Origin of the sequence: Desulfovibrio litoralis DSM 11393, assembly GCF_900143255.1 — a bacterium.
In the GTDB taxonomy this organism is placed as follows: Bacteria; Desulfobacterota; Desulfovibrionia; order Desulfovibrionales; family Desulfovibrionaceae; genus Frigididesulfovibrio_A; species Frigididesulfovibrio_A litoralis.
In genome coordinates, this window is sequence record NZ_FRDI01000003.1 from 320,954 (window position 1) to 333,549 (window position 12,596).

At 38.0% G+C, this 12,596-nt stretch carries 14 protein-coding genes; 12 read left to right on the forward strand and 2 right to left on the reverse strand.

Annotation, left to right across the window (positions count from 1 at the left end; all coding sequences use genetic code 11):
* Positions 1–149 precede the first annotated feature (149 nt).
* Positions 150–1,349, forward strand: coding sequence for an OmpP1/FadL family transporter (locus BT999_RS03890; RefSeq protein ID WP_178139308.1), 1,200 nt, complete (start codon positions 150–152; stop codon positions 1,347–1,349).
* 120 nt (positions 1,350–1,469) lie between these two features.
* On the opposite strand, the gene BT999_RS03895 is transcribed toward BT999_RS03890, so the two are convergent.
* The gene (locus BT999_RS03895; RefSeq protein ID WP_072696461.1) at positions 1,470–1,883 is read right to left on the reverse strand and encodes a PaaI family thioesterase; all 414 of its coding nucleotides are present in this window, start codon (positions 1,881–1,883) and stop codon (positions 1,470–1,472) included.
* Positions 1,884–2,018: 135 nt separating this feature from the next.
* Positions 2,019–2,228, reverse strand: coding sequence for a 50S ribosomal protein L28 (gene rpmB / locus BT999_RS03900; RefSeq protein ID WP_072696462.1), 210 nt, complete (start codon positions 2,226–2,228; stop codon positions 2,019–2,021).
* Between the two features lie 307 nt (positions 2,229–2,535).
* Between rpmB and BT999_RS03910 the strand changes: the two genes are divergently transcribed.
* From BT999_RS03910 to BT999_RS03960, 11 genes are all read left to right on the forward strand, one after another.
* Positions 2,536–3,153 (forward strand): YceD family protein, encoded by a 618-nt coding sequence (locus tag BT999_RS03910; protein WP_072696464.1) that lies wholly within the window; start codon positions 2,536–2,538, stop codon positions 3,151–3,153.
* Between the two features lie 39 nt (positions 3,154–3,192).
* Complete coding sequence (rpmF, locus tag BT999_RS03915; protein ID WP_072696465.1) at positions 3,193–3,381, forward strand: 50S ribosomal protein L32; 189 nt, start codon at positions 3,193–3,195, stop codon at positions 3,379–3,381.
* A gap of 11 nt (positions 3,382–3,392) precedes the next feature.
* Entirely contained in the window at positions 3,393–4,430 is a 1,038-nt protein-coding gene (gene plsX / locus BT999_RS03920) for a phosphate acyltransferase PlsX (protein WP_178139313.1), read from the forward strand.
* Between the two features lie 10 nt (positions 4,431–4,440).
* Positions 4,441–5,451, forward strand: coding sequence for a beta-ketoacyl-ACP synthase III (locus tag BT999_RS03925; protein ID WP_072696467.1), 1,011 nt, complete (start codon positions 4,441–4,443; stop codon positions 5,449–5,451).
* A 179-nt stretch (positions 5,452–5,630) separates the two neighbouring features.
* Entirely contained in the window at positions 5,631–6,383 is a 753-nt protein-coding gene (gene fabG, locus BT999_RS03930) for a 3-oxoacyl-[acyl-carrier-protein] reductase (RefSeq protein ID WP_072696468.1), read from the forward strand.
* Positions 6,384–6,456: 73 nt separating this feature from the next.
* The gene (gene acpP / locus BT999_RS03935; protein ID WP_072696469.1) at positions 6,457–6,690 is read left to right on the forward strand and encodes an acyl carrier protein; all 234 of its coding nucleotides are present in this window, start codon (positions 6,457–6,459) and stop codon (positions 6,688–6,690) included.
* 437 nt (positions 6,691–7,127) lie between these two features.
* Positions 7,128–8,375 (forward strand): beta-ketoacyl-ACP synthase II, encoded by a 1,248-nt coding sequence (gene fabF, locus BT999_RS03940; protein WP_072696650.1) that lies wholly within the window; start codon positions 7,128–7,130, stop codon positions 8,373–8,375.
* Between the two features lie 11 nt (positions 8,376–8,386).
* Positions 8,387–9,625, forward strand: a complete 1,239-nt coding sequence (gene glyA / locus BT999_RS03945; protein WP_072696470.1) for a serine hydroxymethyltransferase — start codon at positions 8,387–8,389, stop codon at positions 9,623–9,625.
* A gap of 389 nt (positions 9,626–10,014) precedes the next feature.
* Entirely contained in the window at positions 10,015–10,527 is a 513-nt protein-coding gene (locus BT999_RS03950) for a deoxycytidylate deaminase (RefSeq protein ID WP_425429655.1), read from the forward strand.
* A 155-nt stretch (positions 10,528–10,682) separates the two neighbouring features.
* A complete protein-coding gene (gene ribD / locus BT999_RS03955; protein ID WP_072696471.1) occupies positions 10,683–11,894 on the forward strand; it encodes a bifunctional diaminohydroxyphosphoribosylaminopyrimidine deaminase/5-amino-6-(5-phosphoribosylamino)uracil reductase RibD in 1,212 nt (403 codons plus the stop codon).
* A 4-nt stretch (positions 11,895–11,898) separates the two neighbouring features.
* Positions 11,899–12,567 (forward strand): riboflavin synthase, encoded by a 669-nt coding sequence (locus tag BT999_RS03960; protein ID WP_072696472.1) that lies wholly within the window; start codon positions 11,899–11,901, stop codon positions 12,565–12,567.
* Positions 12,568–12,596: the final 29 nt, after the last annotated feature.

The window sequence follows — 12,596 nt, forward strand, 5'->3', positions numbered from 1 at the left end:
CATGATATATTTCAAATAATCTTTAAGAAAAAAACTGCTGTTAAGCTATTTTTTGCTTGCTTTTTTTCTATTTTTAAATATTTATTAATATAAATATATTATGTAATTGCCTACATAAAAGAAACCAACAATATCAGAAAGGTATGTTTATGTTAAATTTTCACCAAACCAAAGTTAAAGCTTTTTTAGCGTTCTTAATGTTGTCAGCTGTTACTTTATCCACCTTTACAGCTAAACAAGCTTTCGCCACAAACGGTATGCTCTTTGACGGATACGGCCCAATCAGTCAGGCAATGGGCGGTGCCTCCATGGCGTATGACAACGGAACAGCGGCTATGTCTAATAACCCCGCAACCTTGGGGCTTATGCCTGATGGCAATCGAGTTGATATTGCTTTAGGTTTTTTAATGCCGGACGTGCGTTATGAAACTCCCGGAAAAACCTATAAGTCTAGCTCAGATTTGTTTTTAATGCCAGCTATTGGTTACGTCAGAAAAGATGGTGATTTTGCCTATGGTATCGGTATGTATTCTCTTGGCGGAATGGGAACAGACTATCTTGATGATAACTTAGGTATGTATTCTCAAGTGATTGTCGGTAAAATCTTAGTGCCTTTCGCTTACGATGTTACCGATAAGTTTACCATAGGTGCCACAATCTCATTGACTCAAGCTCAAATGGACATAGTCTTGAAACCACGAGGTCCAATGATGCCCAAATTTGACTTTAAAGACGGTTCTGACTTTAGCGGTGCTACCTCTGATTATGGTGTATCAGGAAAATTAGGCTTTACTTATAAATTGCATGACCGTTTCACTATTGGTGGAGCTTATCACAATAAAGGCGGTATAGGCGATTTAACGGGTAAAGGTGCAAGAGTTGAAGGCTTTGATATGCCTGCAACAGCTAATATTGGTTTTGCCGCCAATATTACTGATGATCTTATGTTTACCGCTGATTATCAAAAAATCTTTTGGTCTGAGGTGATGCAAACTATTACTATCACCCAAGGTAACCAAAAAGCAGAATTACGCCAAGACTGGAGAGATCAAAACGTAGTATCAATGGGCTTGGCTTATACCCTACCGTCTTTACCGGAACTAACTTTAAGAGCCGGGGTAAACTTAGGCGACAACCCTGTTAACAAAAATGCTACTCCAATGTTCCCTGCTATTATAGAAAATCATTACACCGCCGGTTTTGGTTATAAGTTTAATGAAACACATTCCGTTAACGCCAGCTTTTCTTACGCTCCAAAAGTAAGAGTAAATAATGATGGAATGTTCAGGGGCACATCAACAACTCACGAACAAACAAGTTCTCAAATAATGTATTCTATTAATTTCTAAGATAATTTATCTATTTTAAGAAATTTAAAAGAGTCAGTCTAAATATTTAAGACTGACTCTTTTTTTATATCAACAATAAACCCAATATAGATTTAACAAAATTATAATTATAAAATAATTCTATTTAATTTGACTTATATGAAAGGTTGCCGTGGCGGTAGAAATTAATTCTTTTTCATCATTATATATTTTAGCTTCAACGAAAGCCACACTGCGACCTTTTTTTAAAACAATCGCCTCACAAGTAATAAGCCCCTGTCTCACAGCCCGCAAAAAACTCACGTTTAAGTTGGTGGTTACTATTTGTTTGTGTCCGTCCAAAGCCTTTAATAAGACATGCGCCATTGCTTCGTCGGCTATCGTGGCTAAAATTCCACCTGCCAAATTTCCCGCTCCCTGTGCGAGGTTTTCACAAACTTTAAGGCTAAATATCGCTTTTTTATCGCTTAATTCAACAATTTTTACCCCAAGCGTATTAAGTAAGGGGTTCACACTTTGCGGAGTTTTTACCACATCTTCCAAATAAGTTTGCATAAAAATACCTCATATAAAAAATCAACAGTATTAACTCTCAAATAAAATACAACATCTTTATAAAAAAATAAAGACACAAAAAAAACGGTCTACACCTTTAAAGTGTAAACCGTTAAAAACAAAATAACAAAAAAATTAATTTGCTTTACGCGCCACAGGCTTAACAACAGAACCACTACGTAAACATCTTGTACAAACAGACAAGGTAACAACCTGACCGTTAGGATGTTGATGACGTACATTTTGTAAGTTTGGGTTAAAACGACGTTTGTTCTTAATATTAGAGTGGCTTACGCTGTTCCCTACTTGAGGACGTTTTCCACACATTGCACATTCTCTGGACATAATAATCCCTCCGATCTATAAATAAAATTCATGACAAATTTACGCACAAAAAATTAAAGAAAGAGATATATACCCCCTAACCAAACAAAATGCAACTATTTTTATAAAAAAGAATATATAAAAATTATATAATATGATTAAAGAGTTATCAAAATAAAAAATATTTTTTGGGTAAAAATAATAAAAATAAATCAATAAGGCACCATAAAAAATACTTTTCATAGAAAAAATACTTTAATGAAAAATTACGCCTTTTCCTTGACAAGAATAAAGATTTAAAGTTAAAAGGTTCATTTGTGAGGATATAATGTGTCAGTTATGGATTGATGTTAATGCTATACCTGCCGAAGGTAAACAGTTTGAAATTAGTGAAGAAAAATATTTCACTGATTTTATTGATAAATATAATTTAGACTGTCAAATCACCTCTCCGCTTAAAGCAATATTTTTTGTTTTGCCCCAAGCCGAGGGTTGTTTTGTGCGTGGTCAAATAAACGGCGAATTCGTGTTGCCCTGCAATCGTTGCACAGAAGACACAAAAGTTACGGTTTCTCATAGTTTTGAAAGCTTTGAACCTTTTCCGCCCGAACTTTCTTTTGATACACCGCTAAATAAACATATTTTAAAATCAAACCAAACGACTAAACAAGCAACAAAAGAAGAACAAGACTTTGATCTTGACTCAGACAGCGAAGTTTTGCGTTATAACCAAAAACTAAAAAGCTTTGAAATAAATCTTTTTGCTCTGGCATGGGAAGAATTTGTTTTATCTCTTCCCGTTAAACCTCTTTGTAATACACGCTGTAAGGGGCTTTGTTCCGAGTGTGGACAAAACCTTAACGAAGCTACTTGCGAATGTAAATCAGAAATACAAGATCCAAGACTTGCTGCTTTACAAAATTTACATCTCAACAAAAAATCTTAACATTTTAATCTAATACCAAGAAAGCCCAAGGAGATACACATGGCTGTTCAACAAAATAAAAAATCAAAATCCAAAAAAGGAATGCGTCGCGCCCACCACCAAGTAGACATTCCTAACGTTGTTTTCTGCAAATGCGGAGAAGCAACCCTTTCTCATACCGCCTGTCCTGCTTGTGGCGTTTACCGTGATCGTACTGTTGTTCAGGTAAAAAGCACAGAGGCGAACTAATTTATATGGGTATTAAAAAACCTGTTATAGCTGTTGACATTATGGGCGGCGATTTTGGACCGCCCGTTGTGTTACCTGGGGCATTAGCCGCAGCTCGCAGTAGCAATATCGACCTACTCCTTGTAGGGCGTAAAGAAGCTATAGAACTTGAACTAAAACAACACGATTGTAGTGGCGTTAATTTTGAGATAGTTCATGCAGCTGAAGTTGCCCTTATGAACGAACAACCGTCTGATATATTAAGACGCAAAAAAGATGCGTCTATTCAGATTTGTTGTCGTTTGGTCAAAGAAGCTAAGGCTGACGGTTTTGTCAGTGCAGGTCATTCCGGAGCCTCAGTCGCTTGCGGAATGTTTATTATCGGGCGTGTTCCCGGAGTTGAGCGCCCAGCACTCGCAACCATTATCCCAACCGAAAAAAATCCGGCTATTTTGCTTGATGTTGGTGCTAACGTAGACTGTAAAGCCCACCATCTTTTTCAGTTTGGTCTTATGGCTCACCCTTTTGCCCAAGATTTGCTCGATATTTCAAGCCCAAGAATCGGGCTTTTATCTATTGGCGAAGAAGAAGGAAAAGGCAACAACCTTGTTAAAGAATCTTACGATCTCTTTAAATTGGCAAAAAATATTAATTTTGTTGGAAACGTTGAAGGAAGAGACCTCTTTACGGGTGATGTTGATGTTATTGTTTCCGATGGTTTTGTCGGTAACGTTGCCTTAAAGTTATCCGAAGGTCTTGCCGGTTCGCTCGCCAGAGTTTTAAAACGCGAAATTTTTTCTTCTACGGTAACCAAACTCGGAGCTTGGCTTTCTAAATCAGCCTTTAAACGCTTTTCCCGTATCGTAGATTATGCCGAATATGGCGGAGCGCCCCTGCTCGGCTTGCAAAATATCGCCATAGTCTGTCATGGAAAATCAAACATCAAAGCCATCACTAATGCAACCATCATGGCGGCAAATTATGTCAGGAAAGGCACAAATCAACGCTTAACCGAAGCAATCAGTGCTAACGAAGAACTTTCTCGCTATAGCAAAGCAATTAAGCACTAAGGTTGTTATTATGAATTTTTCTGCTCAGTTGCGAGGAGTCGGAGCGGGTATTCCCCAAAAAGTCATTACCAACAAAGATCTTGAAAAGATTGTTGATACGACTGATGAATGGATTTATACCAGAACCGGAATAAAAGAACGAAGAGTTATTGACCAAGAGCTTGGAACAGACCTCGCTGTAACCGCCGCTCTGCAGGCATTGAATGATGCCGGCATAAAAGCCGAACAACTGACTCACATTATTTGTGCGACTTGCACCCCTGATACTTACTGCCCCAATAACGCTTGTATCATTGCTCAAAAGTTGAATATTAAAGGACAAACGGCGCTTGATATTAATGCCGGCTGTTCTGGGTTTATTTATGGGTTAGAGTTGGTTAACGCCCTTGTTTCGACTAACCCAAACGCTGTTGTTTTACTCGTTGCCGTTGAGATTTTATCTTTGCGTTCCAACTGGGAAGATAGAACAACCTGTGTTTTATTTGGAGACGGCTCCGGAGCGGGCGTTTTTACTCACAAAGATTCTAAAATCGGAGAAAAAAAAGGTTTTGCCAATCTGATCGGTCTAAAATTAAATTCTGACGGAGACTTGGGACAACTTTTAACCATAAAAGGCGGTGGCTCGGCTTATCCTTATAAATTAAACGATAAAGTCGGAAAAGAATACTTTTTGGAAATGGAAGGAAGAGAAGTATTTAAACACGCCGTGCGTTCTATGACGAGTATTTGTGAAGAACTTTTAACCCAGATGAACCTAACGGGAAACGATATTGACTTATTTATTTCACATCAAGCCAATATGCGTATTATCGAAGCCGTTGGAAAACAAATGAATTTTAGCCAAGAAAAAATTTTTTCCAATGTAGAAAAATATGGAAATACCTCAGCCGCCTCAATTCCCATTGCTTTAAAAGAAGCAAAAGAAAAAAAATTGATCAAAGAAAATCAAAAAATTTTGCTTACAACGTTTGGGGCCGGTTTTACATGGGGAACCGCCTTATTTCAAACAATAAAAAATTAATCTTTCTCTTAAACTAAATAATTGTCTTTCGTTGATTCTTCGGTTATATATAAAAAACAAACTGAATAATGCGTAATTTTTAAAAGCGTTTTATTTTTATTTTAACATAAATATAAAGTTGTTGTTTAGTGATTAATCACTAAAAATCTTATTTTCAAAGCACTAAAGGAGACCTGCACATGGGTGAATTTAGCCCCACAGCCCCAACGGCACTAGTTACCGGCGGTTCGAGAGGAATAGGAAAAAGTATAGCTAAAATTTTATCCAGAGACGGTTTTCAAATTATCTTGACTTACGTCAGCAGGTCAGACGAAGCCGAAGCGGTAGTAAACGAAATTATTAAAAGCGGCGGAACAGCAAAAGCTTTTAAACTTAATGTCGGAGACTCAAACGCCGTTAGCGAACTCTTTAACAATGAAATTAAAGATAAAGTTAAACTCGAAGTTTTGGTTAATAATGCGGGAATCACCAAAGATGGTCTTATTTTACGCATGAAAGACGAAGATTTTAACTCAGTTATCGATATAAACTTACGCGGAGCGTTTTATTGTATGCGTGAAGCCAGTAAATTAATGGCGAAAGCACGTAGCGGAAAAATTATCAATATATCTTCTGTTGTAGGGCAAATGGGTAACCCCGGGCAAATCAATTACTCTGCGACTAAAGCCGGTGTTATCGGAATGACCAAATCTTTGGCAAAAGAATTGGCGGCTCGAAACGTTACCGTCAACGCAGTTGCCCCCGGTTTTATCGAAACGGAAATGACTGCAACATTGTCTGATGAAGTTAAAGCAAATTACGCAAAGGCTATTCCCCTCGGTCGTCTTGGATCAGCCGAAGATGTAGCCGAAGCAGTAGCGTTTTTAGCCTCTCCAAAAGCTAATTACATTACGGCTCAAGTATTGGCAGTAAACGGTGGAATGTATAGTTAAAAAACATTTCAAGCTTGTAAAAGAGCTTGTTTTTAAACATAAAATAAAATGGTAGCAACCATTCGGAGGAATCATGTCTGTAGAAGAAAAAGTAAGAAAAATTATTGTTGATCAACTCGGAGTTAAACCGGAAGACGTTAAACCAGAAGCTTCTTTTTTAGAAGACCTTGGTGCTGACTCTCTTGATTTGACTGAGCTTATCATGAATATGGAAGATACTTTCTCCATCACCATTGATGAAAATGATGCTCAAAAAATTCTTAAAGTACAAGACGCTATCTCATATATCGAAAATAAAACAAAATAAGTTTGATATAAAAAACTTATCAATGTATTATCTTTATCATTGTAACTATCAGGCAAAATTCTGGTTTTATAATGAGTTATACTTTAAAATTACCTTATGTTAAACATAAGGTAATTTTTTTACTGATATGAGACTATTGCACAATAGGCTCAAAGTGGCTTTCGTCAGAAAGACACTCCAAAAACCACGAATAAGGAAAATTTAATTTTCCTGTAAAATTAGTGGGTTTTGTGACTTAAGACGTTTTATGCTATGTGCATACAGAGCATAAAATGATGACAAAAGTACGCAAAACAAAGTTTTGCAATGGTCTTGATATAACAGAACAAGGTCTTAATACTAATAATTCATTGCCTTTTATAACAATAAACTATATACTATATAAATTGTTATTGGTAATTTTTTTTTTAATAATTTTATTGATTGAGGATTTATCCATGTCTAGAAAACGCGTTGTGGTTACAGGTCTTTCGGCTCTAACCCCACTGGGCAACGACCTCGCCAGTAGCTGGGAAAATCTTGTGGCTGGTAAATCTGGGATAGCCCCCATTACACGTTTTGATGCGTCTGAATATACTAGTCGCATAGCGGGTGAGATCAAAAACTTTGACCCCGAACACTTTGGAATCAGTGCAAAAAATGCAAAACGCATGGATTTATTCGTGCAGTATGCCGTTGCCAACGGAAACTCTCTTATGAGCCATTCCAAATATGTTATTACCCCTGAAAACGAAGATAAAATAGGTATTATTCTTGGTGTTGGAATAGGCGGTCTTGCGACAATCGAAGTGTTCCACTCTCGCTTGGTCGAAGCCGGCCCAAACAAAGTCTCTCCTTTTATGATACCCATGCTTATATCAAACATGGCACCCGGACAAATCGCTATAGCGACCGGAATAAAAGGCACAAACGTAGTTATGACCAGTGCCTGTGCCTCTGCTCTTCATGCTATCGGTGCGGCTTATTCCGAGATTTTACTCGGGCGTGCTGATGCTATGATTACGGGCGGTGTTGAATCAACCATTACCCCAATGGGTATATCCGGCTTTACATCCATGAAAGCCCTTTCTACTCACAACGAAGAACCCACCAAAGCCTCTCGTCCTTTTGATAAAAACCGTAACGGCTTTGTTATGGGCGAAGGTGCCGGATTCATAATGCTTGAAAGTCTCGAGTCTGCTAAGGCTCGTGGAGCAACCATCTATGGCGAAATCATTGGTTTCGGTGCTTCTGATGATGCAAACCATATGACTGCCCCAAGAGAAGACGGAGAGTGCATGGCAAAAGCCATGAGTAATGCGATCAAAGATGCCGGGTTACAACCGTCTGATATTGATCATATTAATGCACACGCTACCTCCACTTATCTTAATGACTTTTGTGAAACAACAGCAATCAAAAAGCTCTTTGGCAAACATGCTTACAATATTCCGATTACTGCGAATAAATCAATGACCGGACATTTACTCGGTGCTGCCGGCGGTATTGAAAGCGTATTTTCCGTTATGACCTTAAATACAGGGATTATTCCGGGAACTATTAACTATGAAAACCCTGACCCTGAATGTGATCTAAACTATATGTCCAACGGTTCTAAAAAACTTGATCCAACTTACGCTCTCTGCAACTCATTTGGCTTTGGCGGAACAAACGCAAGCGTCTTGTTTAAACGTTGGGAAGCATAAGGAATCAATAAATGGAAAATATTATCTTAAACGATAAAGCGGTTGCTGATGCCATTATTAAAGAAATGGGAAGGCAAACCGAAAAGCTTGAACTTATCGCCTCGGAAAACTTTGTTTCTCAAGCGGTTAGAGAAGCTCAAGGCTCTGTTTTAACCAATAAATATGCCGAAGGTTACGCTCATAAACGCTATTACGGCGGTTGTGAATATGTTGACTTGGTAGAAGATTTGGCTGTTGAAAGAGCAAAAGAACTCTTTGGCGTAGACTATGTTAATGCCCAACCTCACTCAGGCAGTCAGGCAAATATGGGCGTTTACTTTGCCGCTTTAAAACCCGGAGACACCATACTCGGCATGGATCTCTCACACGGTGGACACTTAACCCACGGTAGCCCCGTAAACTTTTCCGGTCGTCTTTATAAGATCGTGTCTTACGGAGTTGATAAAGAAAGCGGATTGATTGACTTTGATCAACTCAAAAAACTTGCCGAAGAACATAAACCTGCGTTGATTGTTGCCGGAGCAAGTGCTTATCCAAGAACTTTGCATTTTGATAAGTTTAAAGCAATCGCCGATTCCGTCGGGGCTAAATTAATGGTCGATATGGCTCATATCGCAGGTTTGGTCGCAACAGGCGAACACCCTACTCCCGTAGGGCACGCCCAGTTTATTACGACAACAACTCACAAAACTTTGCGTGGTCCAAGAGGCGGAATGATCTTTGCCACTGAAGAATTTGGAAAAACCATAAATAGTCAAATCTTTCCGGGAATTCAAGGCGGTCCTTTAATGCACGTTATTGCCGCTAAAGCCATTGCCCTTGGCGAAGCTTTAAAACCCGCATTTAAAGAATATCAAAAAATGGTTGTGAAAAACGCACAAGTTTTAGCAAGCGAACTCAAAAACGCCGGTTTTAAACTTGTTTCAAACGGAACAGATAACCATTTGATGTTATTAGATTTAAGCTTAAAAGATTATACGGGAAAGGATGCGGAACACGCCCTTGACCTTGCCGGTATTACCGTTAATAAAAACACAATACCTTTTGAAACTCGTTCGCCTTTTGTAACCTCAGGAATTCGTTTAGGATCTCCGGCTCTAACCACCAGAGGCTTTAAAGAAAAAGACATGCAACAAGTTGCGGCTTTTATTACTGAAGCTCTTGCAAAACACAACAATGAAACTGCTTTGGCTGATATAAACAAAAGAGTAACCGCCTTTTCTAAAAAGTTTCCACTTTTTGCTTGGTAAGCTCTTTATATAAAAATATCAAAACAACAGGTCATTTCAAAAAACGAAATGACCTGTTGTTTTATTAAAAAACCAAAATAAAAGCTTTTCCTTGACTTATTTTTTTAAGCAGGCGAATAAAACAAATGCTCTTTAATAGAAAAATAAAAGACGAGACTATTTCACAATAGCCTCAACTCTAAAAAACACGAATAAAGATACTCATACCGCTTTGCCTGCCGGTAGACTTTATAACTTCGAAACTATAACCACGAAACCAAAAGTCAAATTTATTTTTCCTGTAAATTTAGCGTTTTTTTGAGGATTAAGACATTTTATGCGGCGTGCAAACAAAATATAAAATGATAAACAAAGAACATAAAACAAAGTTTTGCAACGGTCTTCAAACTATGAACAATCAAGACAAACTTACCATGACTGAACTCAATATAAAACCCCAACGCATTTCTTGGGACCAATACTTTATGCAAATCACTTATTTGGTTGCAGAACGTTCTACTTGTTTAAGAAGACGGGTCGGGGCAATTGCAGTTAAAGACAAAAGAATTTTAGCAACAGGCTATAACGGAGCACCTTCAAAAGTCTCCCACTGTCTTGATATAGGTTGTAAAAGAGATGCAGAAAATATTCCCTCAGGTCAAAGACACGAACTTTGTCGGGCTCTTCACGCCGAACAAAATGTGATTATCCAAGCGGCTCTCCACGGAATACCCTTAGGCGGTTCGGTTATTTATTGCACCCACAAACCATGCAGTATTTGTGCTAAAATGCTGATTAACTGTAACATCACAACAATATATTCAGCCGAAAACTACCCCGACCCTCTCGCCGATGAGATCTTGAAAGAAGCCGGAGTTGAGCTTAAAATTATTAATTTTAAGAATAATTCGAATATAACTTAACCTATTTTAACACAAAAAATTTGTATTATTTTTACTCATTACCTAAAAAAAACTCTCATAAAAAAGACTACTTTGTGCTTTGCAAATTTTACACAATTTGGTTATAAGAGAAAAACACCGTTTATTTTAATTAGATCGTTTACGAGAGGTTTGTTTTGAATATTTCTGAGCACAAAATTCATAATTTAATGTTAAAAGCTGTAGAATTAGCAAAACAAGGACGTTGGATAACAACGCCCAATCCTTGTGTTGGTGCATTAATCGTTTCACCTCAAGGAGAAATAGTTGCCCAAGGTTTTCATAAAGCTTATGGGGAAGCTCATGCTGAAATTAACGCTCTTAATGAAGCAAAAAATAAAAACCTCAACCTAACGGATCATATTCTCTTTATCACCTTAGAGCCTTGCAAACACAAAGGAAAAACTCCGCCCTGCACAGAGGCAATTTTACAATCAGGCATTCAAAATATTGTCATAGGTTGTCTTGACCCAAACCCCGAAGCCTCGGGCGGTGCGACTTTTTTACAAGAAAAAGGGCTTAACGTTAAAGTTGGAATAGCCGAAGAAGCCTGCCTTGATCTGATTGCCGACTTTTATGTTTGGAAAACAACAAATGTGCCTTATACTATTCTTAAACTAGCCTCAACCCTCGACGGAAGAATCGCTAGTAGAACAGGACAGTCTCAGTGGATTAGCTCGGAAGAAAGCAGGGCTGAGGTACACTTTTTAAGAAGCAAGATGGACGCTATTATCGTTGGGGGCAACACCTTTAATCAAGATGATCCAAGCCTGACTTATCGCCCCAAAGAGGGCTGTCCTCCGGCAACCAAACAACCCTTAGCAGTTATCGTAACCTCAAGGCTACCCTCTGCTGAATCAAACTTTAAACTCATTAAAGAACGCCCAACCCAAACTATTTTTTGGACAACAGTCGCAGCGGCGGCAAGCCCAAAAGCAGCCGCTTTACGCAATATCGGAGTAACTGTTTACGGTTTACCCATTAAAGCAAAAGCTGGAAGTTCAACTAGGGTTACTCTTGATTTAAGTGTGGGTTTGGAAATTTTAAGAAAAGAACACAATTGTTATCACCTCATGTGTGAAGGTGGCGGAAAACTCGGAACAGCCTTGCTTGATGACGGTTTAGCACATGAACTTCATTTGCATTATGCCCCTAAAATATTAGGAGACCATGAAGCAATCAGTCTTTTTGACGGGCGTTGTCCGATGCAAATGACCGAAGCTATTCCTTTAAAAATATTGAGTATAAAAATTCTCGGAACTGATACCATTATAAAGCTAAGACCTCATAACGACATTTTACAATGTATAAACACTTTTCAGCCTAATATAACAGCTAAGAAAAACTAACAAAATGTTTACAGGAATAATACAAGGGCAAGCCCGTATAAGCGGTTTGGATAAAATGGCAAACGAATGCCGAATATGCTTTACGCCTCTTTTTGAACTGAAAAATTTTCAAAAAGGTGAAAGCATAGCCGCTAATGGCGTTTGTTTAACCGTTGAAAGCTTTACGACCGACTCTTATACCGTCTTTGTATCTAACGAAACTTTAAAATGTACCAATTTAAACAACTGGAAAATCGGAACAAAAGTCAATACAGAACGAGCTTTAGCCTTAGGCGACAGGCTTGGCGGACACTTAGTTTCAGGTCATGTTGATTGTTTAGCCGAAGTAAGCGAAATAAACAAAGTCGGATTGGCGATAATTTATAAAATTTTAATTCCAAACGAATATACAAGCGAAATTATTTCTAAAGGTTCCGTGGCGTTAGATGGAATAAGCCTCACCGTTAATGAATGTGAAACAGATTTTTTTACAGTTAGTATAATTCCGGAAACACAAAATATCACAAATATTTCAACTTGGAAAAAAGGTTATAAAGTTAACCTTGAAACCGATTTACTGGGAAAATATGTTAAACGTATGTTAACCCATTATCTTAAGCCCAAAACACAAACGGAAAAACAAGCGGAAAAAACACAGCTCAGTTTGGAGTTTTTAAGAGAAAACGGATTTTAAAAACAGCTTAATAAAAGATTACAAAAAAA